General features: G+C 70.1%; 19 protein-coding genes and 1 pseudogene. 15 read left to right on the plus strand and 5 right to left on the minus strand.

Annotated elements, in window-relative coordinates; translation table 11 throughout:
- Positions 1 to 9: 9 nt before the first annotated feature.
- On the plus strand, positions 10 to 2,154 hold the full coding sequence (locus tag JJ691_RS17855) for a bifunctional polysaccharide deacetylase/glycosyltransferase family 2 protein (RefSeq protein ID WP_211769880.1): 2,145 nt from the start codon (positions 10 to 12) through the stop codon (positions 2,152 to 2,154).
- A gap of 40 nt (positions 2,155 to 2,194) precedes the next feature.
- On the opposite strand, the gene JJ691_RS17860 is transcribed toward JJ691_RS17855, so the two are convergent.
- From JJ691_RS17860 to mgtA, 3 genes are read right to left on the minus strand one after another with little or no spacing between them, the layout of a single operon-like run.
- A complete protein-coding gene (locus tag JJ691_RS17860) occupies positions 2,195 to 3,484 on the minus strand; it encodes an ABC transporter ATP-binding protein (RefSeq protein ID WP_211769881.1) in 1,290 nt (429 codons plus the stop codon).
- 9 nt (positions 3,485 to 3,493) lie between these two features.
- On the minus strand, positions 3,494 to 5,230 hold the full coding sequence (locus JJ691_RS17865; RefSeq protein ID WP_249228004.1) for an ABC transporter permease: 1,737 nt from the start codon (positions 5,228 to 5,230) through the stop codon (positions 3,494 to 3,496).
- A 30-nt stretch (positions 5,231 to 5,260) separates the two neighbouring features.
- Entirely contained in the window at positions 5,261 to 7,741 is a 2,481-nt protein-coding gene (gene mgtA, locus JJ691_RS17870; RefSeq protein WP_211769882.1) for a magnesium-translocating P-type ATPase, read from the minus strand.
- Between the two features lie 227 nt (positions 7,742 to 7,968).
- Here mgtA and JJ691_RS17875 point away from each other — a divergent pair, with 227 nt between their 5' ends.
- A complete protein-coding gene (locus tag JJ691_RS17875; RefSeq protein ID WP_249228005.1) occupies positions 7,969 to 8,304 on the plus strand; it encodes an ArsR/SmtB family transcription factor in 336 nt (111 codons plus the stop codon).
- Here the strand turns inward: JJ691_RS17875 and JJ691_RS17880 are convergent.
- Positions 8,301 to 9,125, minus strand: a complete 825-nt coding sequence (locus JJ691_RS17880; protein ID WP_211769883.1) for an SDR family NAD(P)-dependent oxidoreductase — start codon at positions 9,123 to 9,125, stop codon at positions 8,301 to 8,303. The genes JJ691_RS17875 and JJ691_RS17880 overlap by 4 nt on opposite strands.
- 49 nt (positions 9,126 to 9,174) lie before the next feature.
- Here JJ691_RS17880 and JJ691_RS17885 point away from each other — a divergent pair, with 49 nt between their 5' ends.
- From JJ691_RS17885 to JJ691_RS17910, 6 genes and pseudogenes are all read left to right on the plus strand, one after another.
- On the plus strand, positions 9,175 to 9,600 hold the full coding sequence (locus JJ691_RS17885; protein WP_249228006.1) for a MarR family winged helix-turn-helix transcriptional regulator: 426 nt from the start codon (positions 9,175 to 9,177) through the stop codon (positions 9,598 to 9,600).
- A gap of 130 nt (positions 9,601 to 9,730) precedes the next feature.
- A complete protein-coding gene (locus JJ691_RS17890) occupies positions 9,731 to 10,177 on the plus strand; it encodes a VOC family protein (RefSeq protein ID WP_211769884.1) in 447 nt (148 codons plus the stop codon).
- Positions 10,178 to 10,182: 5 nt separating this feature from the next.
- Entirely contained in the window at positions 10,183 to 10,335 is a 153-nt protein-coding gene (locus JJ691_RS17895) for a hypothetical protein (RefSeq protein ID WP_211769885.1), read from the plus strand.
- Between the two features lie 9 nt (positions 10,336 to 10,344).
- The gene (locus JJ691_RS17900) at positions 10,345 to 11,700 is read left to right on the plus strand and encodes a dihydrolipoyl dehydrogenase family protein (RefSeq protein ID WP_211769886.1); all 1,356 of its coding nucleotides are present in this window, start codon (positions 10,345 to 10,347) and stop codon (positions 11,698 to 11,700) included.
- Between the two features lie 13 nt (positions 11,701 to 11,713).
- Positions 11,714 to 11,986, plus strand: a pseudogene (locus JJ691_RS17905) (SDR family oxidoreductase); the annotation flags it as partial.
- Positions 11,987 to 12,029: 43 nt separating this feature from the next.
- Positions 12,030 to 12,794 (plus strand): SGNH/GDSL hydrolase family protein, encoded by a 765-nt coding sequence (locus JJ691_RS17910; RefSeq protein WP_211769887.1) that lies wholly within the window; start codon positions 12,030 to 12,032, stop codon positions 12,792 to 12,794.
- A 36-nt stretch (positions 12,795 to 12,830) separates the two neighbouring features.
- On the opposite strand, the gene JJ691_RS17915 is transcribed toward JJ691_RS17910, so the two are convergent.
- On the minus strand, positions 12,831 to 13,412 hold the full coding sequence (locus tag JJ691_RS17915; RefSeq protein ID WP_211769888.1) for a DUF4360 domain-containing protein: 582 nt from the start codon (positions 13,410 to 13,412) through the stop codon (positions 12,831 to 12,833).
- A 569-nt stretch (positions 13,413 to 13,981) separates the two neighbouring features.
- Here JJ691_RS17915 and JJ691_RS17920 point away from each other — a divergent pair.
- The 7 genes from JJ691_RS17920 (at position 13,982) to JJ691_RS17950 (ending at position 23,992) form a co-directional block, all read left to right on the plus strand.
- Positions 13,982 to 14,458, plus strand: a complete 477-nt coding sequence (locus tag JJ691_RS17920) for a Fur family transcriptional regulator (RefSeq protein WP_211769889.1) — start codon at positions 13,982 to 13,984, stop codon at positions 14,456 to 14,458.
- Positions 14,451 to 16,664 (plus strand): catalase/peroxidase HPI, encoded by a 2,214-nt coding sequence (gene katG, locus JJ691_RS17925; protein WP_211769890.1) that lies wholly within the window; start codon positions 14,451 to 14,453, stop codon positions 16,662 to 16,664. Before JJ691_RS17920 ends, katG begins: the two co-directional genes overlap by 8 nt.
- Before the next feature lie 147 nt (positions 16,665 to 16,811).
- Entirely contained in the window at positions 16,812 to 18,392 is a 1,581-nt protein-coding gene (locus JJ691_RS17930; RefSeq protein ID WP_211771550.1) for an amidase, read from the plus strand.
- Between the two features lie 42 nt (positions 18,393 to 18,434).
- Positions 18,435 to 19,400 (plus strand): LacI family DNA-binding transcriptional regulator, encoded by a 966-nt coding sequence (locus JJ691_RS17935; protein ID WP_211769891.1) that lies wholly within the window; start codon positions 18,435 to 18,437, stop codon positions 19,398 to 19,400.
- A gap of 57 nt (positions 19,401 to 19,457) precedes the next feature.
- Entirely contained in the window at positions 19,458 to 21,044 is a 1,587-nt protein-coding gene (locus JJ691_RS17940; protein ID WP_211769892.1) for a Na+/H+ antiporter, read from the plus strand.
- A 286-nt stretch (positions 21,045 to 21,330) separates the two neighbouring features.
- A complete protein-coding gene (locus JJ691_RS17945) occupies positions 21,331 to 22,476 on the plus strand; it encodes a DUF222 domain-containing protein (protein WP_211769893.1) in 1,146 nt (381 codons plus the stop codon).
- Positions 22,477 to 23,035: 559 nt separating this feature from the next.
- The gene (locus tag JJ691_RS17950) at positions 23,036 to 23,992 is read left to right on the plus strand and encodes an NAD-dependent epimerase/dehydratase family protein (protein WP_211769894.1); all 957 of its coding nucleotides are present in this window, start codon (positions 23,036 to 23,038) and stop codon (positions 23,990 to 23,992) included.
- Positions 23,993 to 24,015: the final 23 nt, after the last annotated feature.

The following is a 24,015-nucleotide window of genomic DNA, read 5'->3' on the forward strand; positions in this document are numbered from 1 at the left end:
GACCCAGAGTTGGCGACGCATCACCGCACCCCGCCGCCGAGAGCGCACTGGCTGCTGCTGGGCACGCTGCTCGTACTGACCGTCGCACTTCTCACGTTGCACGGCCTGGTGCTGGGTGAATTCCACGCGGACGAGTCGACTCCCCAGGGACCGACGGACACTGTTCCCGCGGCCGTGCGCACCGGCGGGGCCGTGATCGACGCCCGAACACCGACGCCGGCCACGCTGGGCCCCAAGGACCACATGCTCGCGCTCACCTTCGACGACGGGCCGGACCCCACCTGGACACCCAAGGTGCTGTCCATTTTGGACCATTACGGCGTGCACGCGACGTTCTTCGTCACCGGCGCGCACGCGGCCCAGCACCCGGATCTGGTGCGCGAGATCCTGGCGCACGGCAACGAGATCGGCAACCACACCGGTACCCACGTCGACCTGCGCGACGTCGATGCCACCAGGACGGACCTGGAGTTGCACGCGACGGACCTCGCGCTGGCTGGGGCCGCCGGCATCGCCACATCGCTGGTCCGGCCGCCCTACTCGGCGACCCCGGACTCGATCGACGACCTCGCCTGGCAGTCGTTGCGGCGGATCGGCGCGGACGGCCGGCTGACCGTTCTGTCCGATCTGGACTCCGAGGACTGGCGGCTGCCGGGCGTTGGCAAGATCATCGCCAACTCGACGCCGCACGACAACCACGGCGCGGTGGTGCTGATGCACGACGCGGGCGGCGACCGCTCGCAGACAGTCGCCGCGCTGAACAAGTTCATTCCCACCATGCTCGGTGCCGGGTGGCAGTTGGACACGGTCAGCAGGACGTCGGGCATCACCGGCGTCAACGCGCCGGCGCCGGCCGAGGCGAAAGTGGGCGGCTGGCTGCTGGTTGCCGCCGTGCAGACCAGCGACGTGCTCACTTCGCTGCTCGGCATCTTCCTCTTGGCGGCAAGCCTGCTGGCTGTGCTGCGGACGATCCTGGTGCTCGTCGCGACCTGGGTGCATGTGCGGCGGACTCGCCGCCGGCCACGGTGGCGGCCCGGCGAGCCGGTGACGGTGATCGTGCCCGCCTACAACGAGAAGGAGGGCATCGAAGCCACTGTGCGCTCGGTGCTCGCGTCCGACCATCCGGTCTGGGTGATCGTGGTCGACGACGGCTCCACCGACGGCACCGCCGAACTGGTCGAGCGGTTGAACCTCCGGCGGGTTGTGCTGATCCGCCAGGCGAACGCCGGCAAGCCGGCCGCGCTCAACACCGGCCTCGCCGCAGCGCGCACCGATCTGGTGGTCATGGTGGACGGGGACACCGTGCTCGAACCCGGCACCGTGCGGACGGCGGTGGCGCACTTCGCCGACCCGGACGTGGGAGCGGTGTCCGGCAACGCCAAAGTCGGCAACCGGGGCGGACTGCTCGGCAAGTGGCAGCACATCGAGTACGTGATCGGCTTCAACCTCGACCGGCGGATGTACGACGTGTTGGAGTGCATGCCGACGGTGCCGGGCGCCATCGGCGCGTTCCGTCGCGAGGCGGTGCTGGCGCTCGGTGGCATCCCCACCGACACGCTTGCCGAGGACACCGACCTCACGATGGCCCTGGAACGCGATGGCTGGCGCGTGGTCTATGAGCAGCACGCGCGGGCCTGGACCGAGGCGCCAGCCACCCTCTCGCAGCTGTGGAAGCAGCGCTACCGCTGGTGCTACGGCACGTTGCAGGCGGTGTGGAAGCACCGAGGCGCGGTGTTCGAGCGCGGCGCGGCCGGCCGGCTGGGCCGGCGTGGCATCCCGTACCTGCTGCTCTTCCAGGTCGCGTTGCCGGTGCTCGGCCCCTTCGTGGATGTGGCCGCGATCTTCGGCACGCTCGTCGGCGACTGGCCCACCGCCCTGGCCTACTGGCTGGCCTTCATGCTGATGCAGGTCGTCCCCGGTGTGATCGCGTTCCGGCTGGACGGCGAGCGGCTGGCGCCGCTGCTGGCGCTGCCGTTGCAGCAGTTCGTGTACCGGCAGTTGATGTACCTGGTGGTGGTGCAGTCGGTGATGACGGCGTTGGCCGGAGCCCGGCTGCCGTGGCACAAACTCGTTCGGACCGGGCTCTCGGTGCCCGCAGCCAGCCCCCCGGCCCCGGATCTCTCGGCCGGACGCCGCTCCGACCGGATGCGGTGAGCCGAAGTCAAGTGAGCCACTCACATGTGCGCCCCGGTCCTCACCCCACCAGGCCCGCGGCCGGGTCGGCGGTGATCTGGTCGGTGTCGGTGTCGTAGTCGAACAGCTCCCCGTACCGACCCCAGTCGATGGCGATGTCCAGCTGCTGCTGGGCATCGGCGGTCGAGAAGCCCCGGCGCAGCAGGTCGAGGAAGAAGCTGGCCCGGAGGGCGCCGTCGGCGCTGGACGCCAGGGCGCGGCACACGGTCCGCACCAGCGGGGCCCGGTCACGGGCCTGCTCGGCGAACAGCTGCTTGCTGCGCTGGATGTCGGCGGTGGTGAAGTCCTTGCCCACACTGGTCAATGTGAGATCGCCGCCCTCGACCTCGACGAAGCCGAGCATGGTGGCGGCATCCACCAGCGGCAGCAGGTCGTCGATCTCGAAGTTCAGGTCGGCGGCGATGTCCGGCAGGTCGACCCGGCCGCCCTGGGCGTGCACGATCTCCACCAGTCCGGCCAGTCCGCCGACGGAGACCGCCGGCAGCGGACGGGTGGTCGGCGTGGCCTCGGGCTCGTGCCGGTCCGGCTCACGGCCGGTGAGCAGGTCGTAGAGCCGGTCCACCAAAGCCTCGAACGTCGGCGACTTGCGGTCGCGCGGCCGCTCCAGGTCGACGGTGACCTCGGCCCGGATGTGGCCGGGGTTGGCCCCGAGCACGATCACCCGGTCGGCCAGCAGCACCGCCTCCTCGATGTTGTGGGTCACGATGCACACCGCCTTGGTCGGGAACTTCTGCCCGGCCCACAAGGACATCAGCTCGGTGCGCAGGTTCTCGGCGGTGAGCACGTCCAGCGCGGAGAACGGCTCGTCCATCAGCAGCACGTCCGGTTCCAGCACCAGCGCCCGGGCGAAGCCGACCCGCTGGCGCATGCCGCCGGACAACTCCTTGGGGTAGGCCGATTCGAAACCGTCCAGGCCGATCAGGTCGATGGCCGCCAGCGCCCGCTCCCGCCGCTGCGCGACCGGAACCCCCTGCGCGGCCAGACCGAGCTCGACGTTGTCCTGCACGGTCAGCCACGGCATCAGCGCGAACGACTGGAACACCATTGCCGTGCCCGGGTTCGCGCCGTTGAGCTCTTCGCCGAGGTAGCGCACCGCGCCGCCGGTGGGCGGGATCAGGCCGGCGATGGTGCGCAGCAGCGTGGACTTGCCGGAGCCGGAACGGCCCAGCAGCGCCACGATCTCGCCGGCCCGCAGTTCGAGGGTGATCTCGTCGAGCACCCGGAGCTCGTCGCCGGCCGCGCCGGTGAAGCTCTTGCTGACCTTGTCCACGGTGATCAGTGTGTTCTGCACTGGATACTCCTAGAGGCTGAAGCGGCGCTCGGCCAGCGCGTACAGGCGCCGCCAGAACAGTCGGTTGAGGCCGACGACGTAGAGGCTCATCACCGCCACGCCGATCAGGATGTGCGAGGCGTCGCCGCTGCCGGTGGCCTGCGCGATGTACGCGCCGAGCCCGGTGGCGGTGAGCGTGGTCGAGCCGTAGCTGACGACCTCGGCGACGATCGAGGCGTTCCACGCGCCGCCGGCCGCGGTGATGCCGCCGGTCACGTAGCTGGCGAAGATCGCCGGCAGGATCAGCTTGCGCCACCACAGCATTCGCGGCAGCCGCAGATTGGCCGCGGCCTCCCGGAGGTCGTTGGGAATGGCGCTCGCGCCGGCGATGACGTTGAACAGGATGTACCACTGCGCGCCCAGCGCCATCAGCAGGATGCCGCCCCAGTCCAGGCTGACGCCGGTGGCCACCAGCACCCCGGTCACCAGCGGGAACAGGAAGTTCGCCGGGAACGAGGCCAGCACCTGCACCACCGGCTGGGCCAGCCGGGAGATCCGCGGGTTCAGCCCGATCCACACGCCGACCGGCACCCAGATCACGGTCGCGACGATCACCAGCACGATGACCCGGCCGAACGTGACCAGGCCCAGCAGCAACGCGTGGCCGACCTCGGCGAAGCCGGCGGTGTCCACGATGAACTCGACCATTCGCGACAGTCCATAGAGGACTGTGCCGAGCACGACCACCGCAAACACCACGTCGCCGGCGCGGCGGCGGACGGGCGAGGTCCGCAGCGGGTGCTCGGCCAGCCCGAACACGGCCATGGCCCGGTCCAGCGGCGCCACCAGCCAGCCCAGCGCCCGGCCCAGCAGGCGCGGAATCCGGGACCGGCGCAACAGGTCCAGCATCAGGCTGCGCGGCGCCTGCGCGGATTCCGAGTCCTCCACCCGGAACCGCTCGGCCCACGCGGTCAGCGGCCGCCAGAACAGCGCGTTCACGCCGACCACCAGCACGATCATCACGCCGATGGCCAGCAACACCCGGTCCAGCTGGGAGTTCTGCGTCGCCGTGGCCACGTACGCGCCGATACCGGGCAGGGCGTAGCTGTGGTTGTTGACGCTCAGCGCCTCGGAGGCGACCAGGAAGAACCAACCGCCGCCGAAGCTCATCATGCCGTTCCAGACCAGCGGAATCATGCCGCTGGGCACGTCCACCCGCCAGAACCGCTGCCACTTGGACAGCCGCAGCAGCCGGGAGGCCTCGTCCAGGTCGCGGGGCTGGGAGACCAGCGACTGGTAGAAGGCGAAGGTCATGTTCCACGCCTGCGAGGTGAAGATGGCGAAGATGGAAGCGCATTCCAGCCCGAGCTCGGAACCCGGGAACAGGGCGATGAAACCGGTGATGGTGACCGACAGGAAGCCGAGGATCGGCACCGACTGCAGGATGTCCAGCACCGGCAGCAGCACCTTCTCGGCCCGTCGCAGCCGGGCCGCCGCGGTGGCGTAGACCAGGGTGAAGACCACCGACAGGGCCAGCGCCGCGAACATCCGCAGCAGCGACCTCGCCGCGTAGTAAGGAAGTTCCGCCGGATCGGTGGACACAGTGGACGGTGCGGTGGCCTGGTCGAACGGCACGGTGACGCCGTGCCAGAGCCGGACCACGATCCACACCAGCGCGGCCGCTCCGATCAGCACGGCCAGGTCGATCAGGCCCTGGCGCGGGCGGGCCAACGCCTCGCGCGAGGGAAAAGTGCGCAGCAGAGCCACGGCAGGGGTCCCTTCAGAAGTGGTACGCGGCTACTTGGCGCGCAGGTACAACGCCTTCACCAGGTGCACGGTGACCGTGTAGGCGGCGAGAATCCCGGCCAGCCACAGGAAATAGCCGGCCGGCAAGGTATGCAGACCGAGCCAGCCGGTCAGCGGCAGGACCAGCGCGACCGCGCCGACGGCCGCGGCCGCGCCGAGAACCGGCCGCGACGGCCGTCCTCGGCCGCGCAGCACCAGCACGACCAACACCTGGGACAGCAGGCTTTCCACGAACCAACCGGTCTGGAACAGCTCCGGTCGCCCGCCCAGGTCCAGCGCCCACCACAGGGCCCCGAACATGGCCAGGTCGAACAGGGAGCTGACCGGGCCGAACACCAGCATGAACCGGGCCAGGTCGCGGGCGTCCCACCGGCGGGGCCGGCGCAGGTACTCGCGGTCCACGCGATCCCACGGCAGGGCCAGCTGGGCGCAGTCGTAGAGCAGGTTCTGGGCGATCAGCTGGATCGGCAGCATGGGCAGGAACGGCAGAAAGGCGCTGGCCGCCAGCACCGTGAACACGTTGCCGAAGTTGGAGCTGGCCGTGATCCGGACGTACTTCACGGTATTGCCGAGGGTGCGCCGCCCCGCCACAACCCCTTGCGCCACAACGGTCAGGTCCCGGTCGGTCAGCAGCAGGTCCGCCGCTTCCTTGGCCACGTCGGTGGCCGAGTCGGCGGAGATGCCGACGTCCGCGATGCGCAGCGCCGCCGCGTCGTTCACGCCGTCGCCGATGAAGCCGACCGCGTGGCCGTCCGCGCGCAAGGCCGTGACGATCCGGGACTTGTGGGCCGGGGTCAGGCGCGCGAAGACGTTGTGCCGCCCAGCGACACGACGGAGCTCGTCGTCGGTGGCGGCCTCGACGTCCTCCCCCAGCACGATGTCGCCGACCGTGATCCCGGCCTGGGTCGCCACGTACGCGGCGACGTGCTGGTTGTCGCCGGTCAGGATCTTCACCGCCACACCGTGGTCGGTCAGCTGCTGGACGGCGTCGGCGGCGCTGGCCCGCACCGGGTCCACGAAACCGACGAACCCCACCAGGATCAGCTCGTTCTCGTCGGGACGCCGGACATCCTGTCGAGCGGCGACCGCCAGCACCCGCATGCCGTGCTCGGCGTAGGCCCGCACCACGTCCTCGGCGTGCCGGGCGGCGGCCGGGGTCAGGTCGATCACCTCGCCGTCCCGCTGGACCTGTGTGCACAGCGGCAGCACGCGGGCCGGGTCGCCCTTGGTGATCAGCAGGTGCTCGCCGCCGTGCTGGCGGACGACCACCGTGCAGCGGCGGCGGTCGTGGTCGAAGGCGAACTCCTCGACCTTGGCGAACATGGCGTCGTAGAGCAGGTCCTCGGACTCCTCGGCCAACTGCTCGGCGATCGCCTCGTCCAGGTTGTTCAGCGGCGTGACCTGGAAGTGCACCGCGAGATAGGCGTACTCGGCCGCCTCGCCGTCGGGCCGGCCCAGCGGGTCGACGCTGTGCGCGTAGGCCACCCGGTCCTCGGTCAGCGTGCCGGTCTTGTCCACACACAGCACGTCCATGCCGCCGAGGTCCTGCACGGCGTTGAGGCGCTTGACGATCACCTTGTGCCGGGCCAGCCGCACCGCGCCGCGGGCCAGGTTGGTGGTGACGATCACCGGCAGCATCTCCGGCGTCAGGCCGACCGCGACCGCCAGCGCGAACATCGCGGCCTGGCCCCAGTTCCCGGTGATCGTGCCGTTGACCACCAGCACGATCGGCACCATCACCAGCATGAACCGGACCAGCGTCCAGCCCACCGCCCGCACGCCGACGTCGAAGCTGGACTCCGGCCGCTCGCCGCGCCCGGCCGCGCCGAAGCACGTGTCGGCCCCGGTGGCCACGACCACCGACGTCGCGCTGCCGCCGACCACCGACGTGCCGGCAAAGCACAGCGTCGTCGGCGCCACCGGCAGCGTCTCGCCGGTCAGCGCCGACTGGTCCACTAACAGGTCGACGGTCGTGAGCAGCCGGACGTCGGCGGGCACGATGTCGCCGGCCGAGAGCACCACGATGTCGCCGGGCACCAGGTCCTCGACCGGGACTTCCCGGTCGAAGGCCTCATGCCCGTCGGCCGCGCGGCGGCGCACCGTGGCCGTGGTCGTGACCTGCCCGCGCAGCGCCCGCACGGCGCGGTCCGACCGCGTGCCCTGCCAATGGCGCAGGATCACGCTCAGCGCCACCATGATCGCCACGGTGAGCACCGCACGCAGGTCGCCGACGATGAGAAACGTCAAACACAGCACGGAAAGCAGCGCCACGAACGGGCTGCCGACAGCGTCCCGCAGCCGGTTCAGCTCTCTGGGCGCGGGCATTTCGTTGGGGCCGAACCGCTCCACACGGGCGGCCGCCTCGGTCTCGGTGAGGCCCTTGGGCGTGCTGTCCAGCGTGCGGAACAGCGGCAGCACCGGAACCTCCGCGAGCTCGCGGAGCCGGTCGGGCAGGGGAAAGGTAGGAACCATGGCGTGGTCCTGTCACTGGGTCGGGCATCGGCCGTCGTGACGCGGACCCGCCCGGCGCTAGCTCGCCAGCACCCGGACCGCCGCGTCGGCGGGACTACTTCCGTCGCCGGTCATCCGGATGCACCTCCTCAGGGTCGATCGCCGCACTCAGTAGACCTGACGTTCAAACACTTGCGCAAGTGTTACGGCCTTCGTCACACTGAAGGCCCACCCTGGAAGGACCGCGCTTGCCTGACGACCCCCTGCCTGACCATCCTCTGCCCGCTGATCTCCTGCAACGCACCGCGGCCACGTTCGGCATGCTGTCGGCCACCGCCCGGCTGCACATCGTCTGGCTGCTGGCCGAAGGCGAACGCGACGTCGGCACCCTGGCCGCCGAACTGGGCCAGTCGGTGGCGACCGTCAGCCACCACCTGGCCAAGCTCAAGCTGGCCGGCCTGGTCCGCGCCCGCCGCGACGGCAAGCGGCAGATCTACCTGGTCGACGACCCGCACGTGGTCGAGATCGTGAAGCTGGCGGTGCAGCACCACCAGCCCCAGGCCGAACAGCGCCGGATCGGTTAGCCGGCGATCCAGCCCCCGGTCAGCCCCTGCACCGCCGACCCGTCGAGATCCCCGAGCTTCACCCCGCTGAAAGTCCGCGCGACCTCCGAGGTCTGCACCCGGAACGCCGGCTGCTCCGCGGTCAGCACCTCGACGATGGAAGCCGCCGCGTCCTCAGACGTCTGCGCGCCGGCGAAAGCCCCACTGGTGCGTTCGAGATAGGCGCGCAGCTGCGGGCCGTACGGACCGGCGGCGTCGATCTGCGCCGGGTCGAAGCCGACGTTGGTCACGAACTCGCTGGCCACCGCCCCGGGCTCGACAACCGTCACGCGAACGCCGTGCGCGGCGACGACCGGCGCAAGGGATTCCATGAAGCCCTCGACGGCGAACTTGGCCCCGCAGTAGGCCTCGTTGAACGGCTGCCCGACGACACCGCCGACGCTGGTCACGGTGATCAGGCGGCCGGCGGCGGCCCGCAGGTGCGGCAGGGCCGGCCTGGTCACGTTGAGCACGCCGAAGAAGTTGACCTCGAAGACGCGGCGGACCTCGTCGATCGACTCCTGCTCCAGGGTGCCGACGTGCCCCGCGCCGGCGTTGTTGATCACGGCGTCGAGCCGGCCGTACGTGCTGACGACGTCAGCGACACAGGCCGCGGCGGCCTCGGCGTCGGTGACGTCCAGGGCCCGGACGTCGACCAGGTCGCCGGCGGCCGCCAGCACCGGGGACGCCTTCGAGGTGTCGCGCATGGTGGCCACCACCCGCCAGCCGGCCTTGGCGGCGGCGATCGCGGTGGCCAGCCCGATGCCGGTCGAACTGCCGGTGACGAGCACGGTGTCGGTCATGTCTGCCCACTCTCACTAGTTATGAACCATAACCTTTATACTCCATAACATGGCCGACGAGGATGTGACCCCGGACATCACCGCCGACGTGGTGGGCCTGATCGCCGCGATCACCCGCCGCTACGTCGCCGAGGCCCAGGCCGCGGCCACCCCACACGGGCTGACCGCGATGCAGGCCAAGGCCCTGCGCGCGGCCCGGACGCCCGTGCCCATGCGCCGGATCGCCGAGGTGTTGCAGTCGGAGCCGTCCAACGTCACCCCGATCGTGGACCGTCTCGCCGAATACGGCCTGTTGGAACGCCGACCCAACCCGGCCGACCGGCGGGGAAAGCTGGTCGCCGCCACCGAGGCCGGCCTGGCGGTCATCGCCGACCTGACCGAGCGCATGCCGTTCGCCGCCGACCCACTCGCCGCCCTCACCGACGACCAGCGGCAGACCCTGCGTGACCTGCTCAAGCGCGTCGTCGAGAGCTGACCCCGGTCGCCCACTGGCCCCCTGGGGCCCGAGGGACCAGTGTGTTACCCGGGTTCGAAGGGGTTGGCCCGGGGAGCAACCTCGTGTCAGCGGCCATCCGGGAGATGGCCCCGCGCAGGGAGTCGCAACCATGGACATGAAGCTCGAAGTCGTGGTCCTGCCCGTTTCCGACGTCGACCGGGCCAAGGACTTCTACCTGCGGATGGGCTGGCGGGAGGACGCCGACTTCCCCGGCAAGGACGGCTTCCGGGTGGTCCAGCTGACCCCGCCCGGGTCGCCGGCCTCGGTCATCTTCGGCAGCAAGGTCAGCGGCGCCGAGCCCGGCTCCGTCCAGGGCCTGCACCTGGTCGTGAGCGACGTGGAGAAGGCCCGCGCCGAGCTGGCGGACCGGGGCGTGCCGGTCAGCGAGGTCTTCCACGACGCCGACAGGGTGTTCCACCACGCCAACGGCGAGAAGGAGGTCGCGGGCCCGGATCCGGAGCGCCGCAGCTACTCCTCGTTCGCCACGTTCAGCGACCCCGACGGCAATCAGTGGGTGCTGCAGGAGATCACCACGCGCCTGCCCGGACGGGAGTGACGACCATGAGCACGAGTTACGAGAACGCCGCCGAGCTGGCTGAGGCGCTGCGGCGCGCGGCCGCCGCCCACGGCGAGCACGAGAAGCAGCTCGGCCACGAGGACGCGGACTGGCCGAGCTGGTATGCCGAGTACATGGTTGAGGAAAAGCGGAACTAGGGAGCCGTCATGGCCAACGATCGGTTCGACGCCATCGTGCTCGGCGGCGGCGCGCCCGGTGAGCACACCGCGGCCGCGATCGCCGCGGGCGGCCTGCGGGTCGCCATCGTCGAGCGGGAGCTGCTCGGCGGCGAGTGCACCTACTGGGCCTGCATTCCGTCCAAGACGCTGCTGCGTCCCGGCGAGGCGGTGGCCGCGACGCGGGACGTGCCCGGGGCCCGCGAGGCCGTGACCGGCCAGGTGGATGTGGCCGCCGCGTTGGCCTGGCGGGACTTCATGGTCTCCTCGTACGACGACGCCGGCGCGCAGAAGTGGGCCGAGGGCGCGGGCATCGAGGTGCTACGCGGGGCGGGCCGGCTCGCCGGCCCACACACGGTGGCGGTCGGCGACCGCACGTACACCGCGGACCACATCGTGATCGCCACCGGCGCGGACCCGATCATCCCGCCGGTGCCGGGCCTGGCCGGCCTGCCCGGCGTGTGGACGAACCGCGAGGCCACCGGGGTCAAGGAGATCCCGGCCCGGCTGCTGGTGCTCGGCGGCGGCCCGACCGGCGTCGAACTGGCCCAGGCGTTCCACCGCTTCGGGTCGGAGGTCACGCTCGTCGACGGCGCGGACCGGGTGCTGCCCCGTGAGCCGGCAGCGGTCGGCCAGGGCCTGGCCAAGGCGCTGGCCGCCGACGGCGTGACGCTGGCGCTCGGCCAGCACGCCACCGCCGCCCGGCTCGATGGCGACGAGTACGTGCTGGACATGCCCGACGGCTCGCAGCTGCGCGGCGACAAGCTGCTGGTGGCGACCGGCCGCCGGCCGCGGGTGGCGGACATCGGGCTGGAGACCGTCGGCATCGAGGCCGATCCGCACGGAATTCCCGTCGACGAGCGCATGTCGGCCGGCGACGGGCTGTGGGCCGTCGGCGACGTCACCGGCCAGTGGAACCTCACCCACGTCGGCGAATACCACGGTCGAGTGGTGGCCTCGAACATCCTCGGTCGGCCGCGCACGATCAACTACGACGCCGTGCCGCGGGTGGTGTTCACCGATCCGCAGGCCGCCGCGGTCGGCGCAGCCGAGGGCGCGTACACCTCGACCATCCCGCTGTCCGGCGTGCCGCGCACGGCCACCTACACCCGGGCCTACGACACCACGCCCGGCTTCCTGACCCTGGTCTCCGACGGCACCCGCCTGACCGGCGCGTACGCCCTGGGGCCGGAGGCCGGCGAATGGCTCCAGCAGGCCACCGTGGCGATCCGCGCCCGGGTGCCGCTGGACGTGATGTTGGACGTGATCCAGCCGTTCCCCACCTTCTCCGAGGCCTTCCTGCACGCGCTGCGGGACCTCGACAAGCAGATCGGAGCCGCGTCATGAAGGGGCAGACCTCGCCTCGGCGATGACCGCGCTGGTCGCCGGGCTGGCGCTGGAGATCGCCCCCGTCCGGGTGAACCTGATCGCCGCCGGCTTCGTGGATACTCCGCTGTCGGCCAAGCTGGTCGGCGACGACCTGGACAACCGTCGTGACCAGCTGCGGGAGACGCTGCCGATCCGGCGGGTGGTGGGGCCGGCGGACGTGGCGGCGCTGGCCGTGCACCTGATGGCCAACACCGCGCTGACCGGGTCCACCTACGACATCGACGGCGGCCAGCAACTGCTCTGAGAATCACCGGATCGGTGGACATGGTGTGTGGTACTCACATTCCATGCCCGGACTCACGGCGTTGCTGCTCAGTTCTCTGCTCCTCGCCAGCGCCCCAGCGGCGCTGGTTCCGGAGTCGTTCGCCCCGGAGTACGTGGCGCTCGGCGACTCCTACGCCGCCGGCATGGGCACAGCTGGCTCCAGTGGCCGCTGTGGACAGAGCCCGGAGGCGTACCCGTTCCTGTACGTGGCGAAGTCGGGCTTGGCCAACGCGCATGTCGAGGCGTGCACCGGGGCCAGCACGGCGGACGTCCTCACGAGCCAGCTCGGCGATCTGACCGGCGGCACCTCGCTGGTGAGCATCACGGTTGGCGGCACCGACATCGGCTTCTCCGACGTGATGAGCACCTGCGTGCTCAGCGGCGACGCGGCCTGCGTCGACCGGGTGCACCAGGCCGAGGATGTCGCCAACGGGCCGCTCGGCGCGAACCTGGCCAAGGTGTTCGCGGCGATCAAAGCCAAGGCCCCCAACGCAAAGATCCTCGTGCTGGGCTATCCGCACGTGGTAGAGGCCGACGGCCCGTGTTCGCTCAGCGCAGCCAAGCGCAAGGCGTTGAACGAGGGCGCTGATCAGCTCGCGGCCGTCACCCGTGACCAGTCGGTCAAGGCCGGGGCACAGTTCGCCGACGCCCGTCCCGCGTTCGCCGGGCACGGGTACTGCGCCGCCGACGCGTGGATCAACGGCGTGACCCTGCTGGACGTCGCGGGTTCCTTCCACCCCAACGCATACGGGCAGCGGCTGGGGTACCTGCCGCTGCTGGGCGGCTGACGCCGGCGGGGGCTGGGCCGCCCCCGCCGGGTCAGGTCAGCACTGTTTCCAGGAGAACTGGTACGTGGTGGTGACGCTGGCGTGCGAGCTGTCCATCTCGATGAAGCTGGTCGAGTTAGCGTCCGAGGACCCGGCGCTGGCCCGCAGCTCCGCGTTGATGTTCAGGTTCCGGTCGACGCCGCACGGCGCGTAGACCAGGGACGCGACGTCGGCGACGTCCTTGTTCTGCCACTCGCCGTCGAACGGCCCGGTCAGGGTGTGCGGCACCCGGGCCGTCGCCGCCGTGCCGGTGAAGTAGTAGTTCGCCTGCTCCAGCGCCGTCGCGCCGGCCGCCAGGTGCGCGAAGCCGCTGTAGTCGGCCTCCGCCACCGCGTAGGTGAAGCCCTGCGGCACGTGCACCAGCACGTTGATCTGGCAGTTCTTGCGCTGGTCCACGGCCGTCGTGCTGGCCCCCGTCTTCGCGGCGAAGTTCTTGTACGTCACCGTGAACGAGGTGTTGTCGTCGGACACCACGGCCGAGGCGTCGGCGGTGCCGGCCGGGCAGCCCGAGCCGTTGATGGTCTTGATGTCGAGCGTGATCTTTCCCTGCGGCGGCGACGTTGTCTGCGTATCGGTCATGGGTGTGAACAACGACAGGACGAGGCCGGTTATGGCCAACGCTGCACGCATAATTCCCTCCGAAATGCGCGACAATCGGGTCGCACTGGCGGGCTCGACACTAGAGTATTGACCGTTGCCGAGAAGGCCACTGAACGGAGTAAAAACGCGAGGGCGGCTCATCGGATGACGGGACGGCGACCTTGACCGGCGGCTGACGCCATTTCCATGCCACTCGCCCGGCCCGATCACAGAAATCGTAGGGGCCATTTTCATCACCCCGCCACGACAAGATCGAATTTCCAACCTGTCGCAAAAGCGCATGAAATAGCGGTGGCACCGCTCCCGACGAACGCTCGAATCCAGCGGGGCCACCGGGCATTCGGTCCTGAACCCCAGGCCGCCCCACTGCTTGCCCGAGCCTCGGGCCACAGCCCGTCCGGCCGGTCGGCCCCGCTGGCCACCCCTCCCCCGGCGTCTGGCACCATCCCCCAACAGAACGATCTTGATGGTCCCCGCGACACGCCCGTCAGCCTGCACGAAACCATCCAAAACTTGATTGATTCCAGAAAGTGGGCCAGACTCCAGCCGTGCCCACCACCACGGACTTCGAGCGGTTGTTGCGCGGGGCCGCGCTGCGGGTGACGCGGCCCCGGGTGGCAGTGCTGACCGCGGTGCACGCCCACCCGCACGCCGACACCGACTCGATCCTCGGCACGGTGCGGGCCGACCTGGGCGAGGTCTCGCACCAGGCCGTGTACGACGTGCTCAAGGTCCTCACGACCGCGGGCCTGGTCCGGCGCATCCAGCCGGCCGGGCACGTGGCCCGCTACGAGTCCCGGGTCGGCGACAACCACCACCATGTCGTGTGCCGGTCGTGCGGCGTCATCGCCGACGCCGACTGCGCGCACGGCTCGGCGCCGTGCCTGACGGCCTCCGACGATCACGGCTTCACGATCGACGAGGCGGAAGTCATCTACTGGGGCCAGTGTTCCGACTGTTCGTCGGCACTCACGTCCTCCAAAGCCGCTCTCACGCAAGAACCCAGGAAGGATTCCCGTGTCTGACAAGCCCGACGCAGTTGTTGGCGAGTTGAACGATCCCAGCGCTGGCGGGTGCCCGGTCACCGGGCGCTTCAAGCACCCCACCGAGGGCGGCGTCAACAGCGACTGGTGGCCGAACCAGCTCAACCTGAAGATCCTGCGCAAGCACCCGGCCGTGGCCAACCCGATGGGCGAGGACTTCGACTACGCCGCCGCGTTCGCCACCGTCGACCTGGACGAGCTGGCCCGCGACGTGGACGCGGTCATCACCACCTCGCAGGACTGGTGGCCGGCGGACTTCGGCCACTACGGCGGCCTGATGATCCGGATGGCCTGGCACAGCGCCGGCACCTACCGCGTCCAGGACGGCCGCGGCGGCGCGGGCGCCGGCATGCAGCGGTTCGCCCCGCTGAACAGCTGGCCGGACAACGCCAACCTGGACAAGGCCCGCCGCCTGCTGTGGCCGGTCAAGCAGAAGTACGGCAAGTCCGTCTCCTGGGCGGACCTGATGATCTTCGCGGGCAACCGGGCCCTGGAGACCATGGGCTTCACGACCTTCGGCTTCGCCGGCGGCCGCGCCGACGTGTGGGAGCCGGACGAGGACGTGTACTGGGGCCCGGAGACCACCTGGCTGGGCGACGAGCGCTACAGCGGCGACCGCGACCTGGAGAACCCGCTCGCGGCCGTGCAGATGGGCCTGATCTACGTCAACCCCGAGGGCCCCAACGGCAACCCGGACCCGCTGGCCTCGGCGCGCGACATCCGCGAGACCTTCGCCCGGATGGCCATGAACGACGAGGAGACCGTCGCGCTGATCGCCGGCGGCCACACCTTCGGCAAGACCCACGGCGCCGCGCCCGACACCGAGCACGTCGGCCCGGAGCCGGAGGGCGCGCCGCTGGAGGAGCAGGGCCTGGGCTGGAAGAACAGCTTCGGCTCGGGCAAGGGCCGCGACGCCATCACCAGCGGCCTCGAGGTGACCTGGACCTCCACCCCGACCCGGTGGAGCAACGGCTTCTTCGAGAACCTGTTCGGCTACGAGTGGGAGCTGACCAAGTCCCCGGCCGGCGCCAACCAGTGGAAGCCGAAGGACGGCGCGGGCGCGAACACGTTCCCGGACCCGGAGACCGGTGAGCTCAACCGCACGCCCACCATGCTCACCACCGACCTGGCGCTGCGCTTCGACCCGATCTACGAGCCGATCTCGCGCCGGTTCCTGGAGAACCCGGACCAGTTCGCGGACGCGTTCGCGCGGGCCTGGTTCAAGCTGACCCACCGCGACATGGGCCCGATCCAGCGCTACCTCGGCCCGCTGGTGCCGCAGGAGGAGCTGATCTGGCAGGACCGCGTGCCGGCCGTCGACCACGAGCTGGTCGACGACGCCGACATCGCCGCCCTCAAGGCGCAGATCCTGGCCACCGGTCTGTCGGTGTCGCAGCTGGTGTCCACTGCGTGGGCGTCCGCCTCCACCTTCCGGGGCAGCGACAAGCGCGGCGGCGCCAACGGCGCCCGCATCCGCCTCGAGCCGCAGCGCGGCTGGGAGGTCAATGAGCCCGACAACCTGGCGCAGGTGCTGCGGGCGCTGGAGGGCGTGCAGGAGGCCTTCCAGGCCGGCGGCAAGAAGGTCTCGCTGGCCGACCTGATCGTGCTAGGCGGTGTGGCCGCCGTCGAGCAGGCGGCCAAGGCCGCCGGCCACGACGTGACCGTGCCGTTCACGCCGGGCCGCACCGACGCCTCGGCCGAGCAGACCGACGCCGAGTCCTTCGCGGCGCTGGAGCCGACCGCCGACGGCTTCCGCAACTACCGGGGCAAGGGCAACCGCCTGCCGTCCGAGTACCTGCTGGTCGACCGGGCCAACCTGCTCACCCTGAGCGCGCCCGAGATGACCGCGCTGGTCGGCGGCCTGCGGGTGCTGGGCGCCAACTTCCAGCAGTCCCAGCTGGGCGTGTTCACCGCGAACGTCGGGTCGCTGACCAACGACTTCTTCGTGAACCTGCTCGACCTAGGCGTGCAGTGGCGCAAGGCCGCGGACGAGGAGACCTACGAGGGCGTTGACGCGTCCGGTTCCGTGAAGTGGACCGGCAGCCGCGTCGACCTGCTCTTCGGCTCCAACTCCGAGCTGCGTGCGCTGGCCGAGGTCTACGCCAGCGACGACGCCAAGGCCAAGTTCGTCACCGACTTCGTGCAGGCCTGGGCCAAGGTCATGGACGTGGACCGCTTCGACGTCTGATCCAGTCCCACAAGAGATCCGGGCCAGCCGCACGCGGTTGGCCCGGATCTCTTTTCGGGGCCCGACTTTCGAGGGGTTGACCGGGGCCGCCGACGCGAGTGCGGTGGGGGCGTGCGAAAGCTGAGCCTGGCCACGTTGATCCTGGCGATGGCCGCTTCGGTGGCCGGATCGCCGGTGGGCGCGAGTGCCGCGCCTACGCTGGACGCCGTGCTGGACGCGGCGACGATCCCGGACTTGCAGGCCCAGATGGCGAAGGGCGACCTCACCGCGGTGGGGCTGGCGGAGGCGTACCTGAGGCGCATCCGGGAGCTGGAGCCGAAGGTGCGCTCGATCCTGTTCCTCGATCCGACGGCGCTGAGCCAGGCCGAGGCCAGCGACCAGCGCCGGCGCGGCGGCCACGGGTTGGGTCCGCTGGACGGGATTCCGGTGCTGCTCAAGGACAATATCGACACGAAGGACCTGCCGACGACGGCCGGGTCGCGGGCGCTGCTGGCGCAGAAGCCGACGCGGGACGCGGAGCTGGTGCGGCGGCTGCGGGCCGCGGGCGCGGTGGTCCTGGGCAAGACGAACCTGTCGGAGTGGGCCAACTTCCGGTCCACGAAGTCGACGTCGGGCTGGTCGGGGGTGGGCGGCCAGACGAACAACCCCTATGTGCTGGACCGGAATCCGTGCGGGTCGTCATCGGGTTCGGCGGCCGCGGTGGCGGCCTCGCTGGCCCAGGTGGCGATCGGCACCGAGACCGACGGCTCGATCGTCTGCCCGGGCGGCGCCAACGGGATCGTCGGCATCAAGCCGACGCTGGGCGTGGTCAGCGGCGACGGGATCGTGCCGATCTCACACCTCCAGGACACGGCCGGCCCGTTCGGCCGGCACGTGGTCGACGCGGCGATCACGCTCTCGGTGTTGTCCGGAAAGGACTACACGCCGCACAGCACCTCGTTGCGGGGCAAGCGAATCGGCGTGTGGGCGATGGCCGGCTCCGACGCGGGCGTGGACAAGGTCATGCAGGACACCGTGGCCACGCTGAAGAAGGCCGGCGCGATCCTGGTGGATGTGGCGCCGGCCAACCAGGACACCATCGGCGACAACGAGACTCCGGCGCTGCTCGCGGAGTTCAAGCACGACCTGAACGCCTACCTGGCCACCCGGCCCGGCGTGCCGCGGACCCTCGACGACCTGATCGCCTTCGACCAGCGGGATCCGGTCGAGCTCTCGAAGTTCGGGCAGGAGCTCTTCGAACAGGCGCAGGCCGCGCCGCCGATCACCGATCCGACGTACCTCCAGCAGCGGGCCACGGCGACCGAGCTGGCCCGGCACTCGATCGACGACCTGATCGCCGCCGACCACCTCGACGCGATCATCGCGCCGACCAACGGGCCGGCCTGGGTCACCGACTACGCCAGCGGGGACGCGTTCGAGCTCGGCTCCTCCACGCCGGCCGCGGTCGCCGGCTATCCGGACATCACCGTGCCGGCCGGTTTTGCCGGCGCGCTGCCAATCGGCGTGTCCTTCATGGCCGGCCGGAACTCCGACGCCCGACTCATCGCGCTGGCCGCGGCGTTCGAACGGATCAGCCAAGCCCGCCGTGACCGGAGGAGCAACTTTCGAATCGATACAGAACGCCGTGAACAGGGCGTTCGACACTTTCGACCACGAATTGTGAACCCCATTTCCGAATGTTTCGACACCGGAATCGTTTTCTTGCCCGGACGGGATGGCGTGATCTAACGTCGTCAACGCGTTCCGACTGCGCGAGGGGAAAAAGCAACCGTGGTGACCATCGTGGATGTCGCACGGGCGGCGGGCGTCGCGCCGAGCACGGTTTCCTATGTGCTGAGCGGGAAACGTTCGATATCGGCGCGGACCCGGCGGGCGGTGGAGCAGAGCATCCGCCAGCTCGGCTACCACCCGAACGCCGGCGCCCGGTCGCTGGCCAGCCACCGCACGAACGTGCTCTCGCTGATGGCACCGCTGCGCGAGGACCTGAACAACCCGGGAGTGATGGAGTTCGTGGCCGCGGTGGCCACGGCGGCCCGCGGCCACGACCAGGACCTGTTGCTGCTAACCAAGGACGAGGGCGCTTCGGCGTTGCGGCGGGTGGCGTCGTCGGCGCTGGCCGACGCGCTGATCGTGATGGACGTGGAGCTGGCTGACCCCCGGATCCCGACGCTGCTGTCACTCGGCCGGCCGGTGGTGCTGATCGGTGAGCCGGCCGAGGCGACCGGCCTGGCCGCTGTGGACCTGGACTACACGGCGGCCGGGGTCCGCTGCGTCGATCATCTCGCCGACCTGGGCCATCGAGCCGTCGCCCTGCTCGGCCCGCACCGGCCGGACATCCCCGCGGCGCGGCGATTCCGACACGGCTTCGCCGCCACCGCCCAGGCCCGATGCGTCGAGGCGACAGTGCATCAGTGCGGCCACGAGTACGAGGCGATCCGCGCCTGCCTCGACGAACTGCTGACCACCGAGCCGACGGCGATCGTCGTGCACAACGAGGCCGCGTTGCCGACGGTGTTGGCCGAGCTGCAACGCCGTGGCCTCCGGGTGCCCGAGGATCTGTCGGTGGTCGCGGTCTGCCGGGACGCCATGGCGACCAGCGGCCCGGTGCCGCTGACGTCGGTCGCGATCCCGGTGGCGGAACTGGCTGAGCTGGCGGTGCGGATGACCCTGCGTGAGGCGCCGGCGGAGACCCAACTGCTCGCGCCACGGCTGACTCAGCGGGCCAGCACCCGCTGAGATCATGGCGACAACGTCGACAGGCGGCATGATTACCGCTGGCTTGAGGAGGTCGACGTGCTCGGACTGGAACTCGTCGTGGCGCTCGGGGTGGCCGTCCTGGTCTCCGGTCTCATCGCGCAACGCTTCCGGGTCGCGCCGCCGGTGGCGTTGCTCGCCTGCGGTGTGCTCCTCGGGTTCGTGCCCGCGGTGCTGGACGTGCACCTGCCGTCCGAAGTGGTCCTGCTGCTGTTCCTGCCGGCACTGCTGTACTGGGAGAGCCTGACCACCTCGCTGCGCGAGATCCGCCGCAACCTGCGCGGCATCGTGCTCGTGAGCACCCTGCTCGTAGTCGCCACGGCCGGTGCGGTGGCGGTGACCGTGCACTGGCTCGGAATGCCATGGGGTCCGGCGTGGGTGCTGGGCGCGGCGGTCGCCCCGACCGACGCCACGGCCGTCGGGGTGCTGGCCCGGATGCTACCGCGCCGGTTCATCACCACGCTGCGGGCCGAGAGCCTGGTCAACGACGGCACCGCGCTGGTGATCTTCGCGCTGGCCGTGGGCGTCACCGTCGGCCAGGAGCAGCTCGGGGCCGTTCGGGTCGGCGGACTGTTCCTGCTGGCCTACGTCGGCGGCGTGGCGGCCGGCGCGGTGACAGCGGCGGTGATGATCCCGATCCGGCGGCGGCTGGACGACCCGCTGCTCGGCAACGTGGCCATGATCCTCACGCCGTTCCTGGCGTTCCTGCTGGCCGAGGCCATTGGCGCATCCGGCGTGCTGGCCGTGGTCACCGCCGGACTGATCATGAGCCAGGTCGGGCCGCGTATCCTCAGCGCGGCCACCCGCCAGCAGTCGCAGGCGTTCTGGGGCCTGGCCACCTTCATCCTCAACGGCGCGTTGTTCGTGCTGGTCGGACTGGAGTCGCACGCCGCCGTGCGCGGCCTGGCCAGCGCCAGCCTGGTCCGCGGGCTGATCGCCGTCGGCCTGGTGTGCGTGGTGTTGGTCGTGGTCCGGCTCGTGTTCCTGTTCGTGACCGTGTACATCATCCGTGCCGTCGACCGCCGGCCCTCGCAACGGCAGCGCCGGGTCAGCAACCGCAGCCGCGTCGTCAGCGGCCTGGCCGGCTTCCGCGGCGCGGTGTCCCTGGCCGCCGCGCTGGCCGTGCCCGAAACCGTCGCTTCCGGGGCCGCGTTCCCCGACCGGGACATCATCGTGTTCGTGACCGCCGGGGTCATCATCGTGACGTTGGTGACGCAGGGCCTGGCGCTGCCGGGAGTCGTTCGGTGGGCTCATCTGCCCGAGGACAGCGCCATGGCCGAGGAACGCCAACTCGCGCAGCGAACCGCCACCGAGGAGGCGCTGGCGGCGATGCCGATGGTGGCCGAGGAGTTGGGTACCGATCCGGACGTTGTCGACCGGCTCGACCGTGAGTTCCGCAAGCATCTGCACACGCTGCACAACGACGGCGAAGACGACGAGGACGAGCCCGCACTCCGGCACGACCAGCACTACGCGGCTCTGCGGCTGGCGCTGCTGGCCAGGAAGCGGGCGACGGTGGTGCGGCTGCGGGACGAGAACCGGATCGACGACACGGTGTTGCGGCAGATCCAGGCTCGGCTGGACATTGAGGAAGTGCGGTTGTCGGAGCGGGAGCTGGTGGATTAGGGGTTGTGTTGGGGTTGCGGTTTTTTGGCGGGTTGGCTTCGCGTTTGATTTCTGGTGTGACTCCGGGTGGATTTTGCGTGGAGCCTCTGGGCGATGGCATTCGAGGCAAAACGAGGGCAGGCTGTGCCTGCCTCGAATCGCGGACGAGCTTATGCCATCGCCCCCCTCCACGCAAAATCCACCCTCCAAGGTAAGGGGCGGGGATCCTTGGGGTAGGCCGGTTAAGCCTGTCAAATTCACCCATTAGTGAGTCGAGTTCGATCATGTGTGCGAGTATTCTGGAGGCATGAAGGAAATCACCCGAGAGTTGGAAGCCGTGGAACCCTCAGGGGTCATGGTGGATCTACTCCTGGGTGTGGATGTGGAGAGTCTTACCGATGATCAGAAGCTCACTCTGCTCATTCTGACCCGTAAGGCGATGGCAGCTCTGCACTACGTCGAGCTCAGCCTGGTTCGGGGAATCGAGGACACGGCCGAGATCGCCATGGCCATTCACGAGCCGGAGCAGTCGGTGGTCCGACAGAAGGAATACAGCGACGTCCTGGACCGGCTACCCCGGTGCGCGGAACTGTTGAGGCGTGGGGAGATCGATGCCCGCCGGCTCAAGACGGTGGATGACCGGGTGGTTCACCTGACCGACCCCGCGCTGATCTCCCAAGTGGACGAGGCCCTGGCGGACGTGGCCCCCGGCCTGACCCGCACCCAGCTGGCCCGCCGGGCCACCAAGGCCGTGGCGGAGGCTGACCCCCTCGGCTATGACCAGCGCCGCCTGAAGGCCCGCGAGGACCGGCGGGTCGAGTTCACTCCGCTGCCCGACGGCATGGCCCAGCTCAGCATCATCCTGCCGGCCATCGACGCCCGCCAGGCCTATGACCTGCTCACCCAGGATGTCCGGGCCTTGCTCAAGGACGACCGGACCACCGACCAGAAACGCGCCGACGCCTTCCTGGACCGCTTCCTCGGCTACGGCGTCGACCGCACCGTCCAGGTCCACGTCACCATCCCGGTGGAGACGCTGATCGGCTTGACCGAGGACCCGGCCCTGCTGGACGGCTACGGCCCGATTGCCGCCGACTCCGCCCGCGAACTCGCCATGCACGGCCCCTGGGCCGGCCTGCTCCTCGACGAGTACCGCCACGCCTGCGCCATCGGCACCCACACCTACCGCCCCAACGCCCAGACCCGCACCTTCTCCATCCTCCGCGACGGCGGCACCTGCACCGCCCCCGGCTGCACCACCCCCATCCAAGAACTCGACCACACCATCCCCTGGCCCATCGGCAAAACCACCGCCACCCAACTCAAGGGCTACTGCGCCCACCATCACCACCTCAAACACCGCGACTACACCGCCACCCTGGACGAAGACGGAACCCTGCACTGGCACACTCCACAAGGCCGCCACTACACCACCACGCCCCACCAGTACTGACCGCCCGTTCTTTGACAACTCCACAGCGAAACAGCACCCGAAAAAGAGAAAGAACTGGCCGACAAAGGACGGGGCCAGAAGGCCGGGTTTGAAGTGAAGGTCAGAAAGAGGGTGGTGAGAAGACGGCCCGAGCGGAGCGCGGGAGATGAATACGAGATGGACCAAAGAAAAAGGTAATGAGGATCCAAATCTAGCCAAACCGCCGACACCGAAAGCACGCACCCCCAACGCATCCCCCACCCCAAACCTCGGAGGGTGGATTTTGCGTGGAGGGGGGCGATGGCATAAGCTGTCGGCGATCGAGGCAGGCGCAGCCTGCCCGATTCTTGCCTCGACTGCCATCGCCCAGAGGCTCCACGCAAAATCCACCCGGAGCCACCCAAAAACCCCACTCAAAACCGCACCCCCAAACCACCCCTCAGAACAACTCCGTAAACACCCGCCCCACCCCACCACCAACCGCCACCCCCACAACCTCACCCCACCAGCATCTCGCCCCTTCGGGCACCCCTCCCAATTACACTTGCCGACCGGCCGGTCAACGTGGGGTGCTAGGGGCATGTCGGTGCATGTTGTGGTGGGGGCGACCGGGGGAACCGGCTCGGCTCTGGTGCGGGAACTGCTGGGCCGGGGCGAGAAGGTACGGGCGGTCAGCCGCCGTGGCGACTGTGCCATCCAGGGCGTGGAGGCCATCGCCGCGGACGCCAGCGACGCGGCCCGGATGCGCGAAGTGTGCGTCGGGGCGACGGCGGTCTACAACTGCGTGAACCCGCCGTTCGAACAGTGGCGGGCGGTCTACCCGGAGGCGATCCGCGCCCTGGTGGCGGCCGCTGGCGCGGCAGGTGCTGTGTTGGCGTTCGCCGACGACACCTGGATGTACGGCCGTGTGAACGGGCCGATGACCGAGCAGACGCCGGTCCGGCCGGTGACCGAGCTGGGCGTGTTCCGGGCCTGGCTGGCCGAGATGACGATGGCCGCCCACTACCGGGGCGACGCCCAGGTGGTGATCGCCCGGGCCGGCGAGTTGTACGGGCCCAACGTCGAGTCGGTGCTCGGGCAGAACCTGTTCGGGCGGGCGGTGGTCGGGCGCCGGCCCATCTGGTTCGGCAATCCCGACCTGCCGCTCACCCCCACCTATATCGGCGATTTCGCCCGCGGCCTGGCCACCGTCGCCGCCGATCCCCAGGCCTGGGGCCAGGTCTGGCACGTCCCGCACGCCGCGCCCACCACCGGCCGCGAGCTGGTCGGCCGCCTCGGCCAGCGGCTCGGTCGCCCGCTGAAGCCCCTGGTGGTCTCCGCGGCGATGACCAAGCCGCTCAAGGCGGTCTCCCCCGTCGTGCGCATCGGCGCCTCCCTGCTCTACCAGTTCGAGCAGCCGTTCGTGGTCGACTCCGGCAAGTATCTCGCGGCCCACGAAGGCGACGCCGCCACGTCCTATGTGGACGGTATCGACCGGACCGTCACCTGGTATCAGGAGAACCGGAATCTGATCCGGCCCAGCGCCCTGCCCAGGTGACGGCGGCGGGCGGCCGAGGAGTA

Origin of the sequence: Kutzneria sp. CA-103260, assembly GCF_018263855.1 — a bacterium.
Classification (GTDB): Bacteria; Actinomycetota; Actinomycetes; order Mycobacteriales; family Pseudonocardiaceae; genus Kutzneria.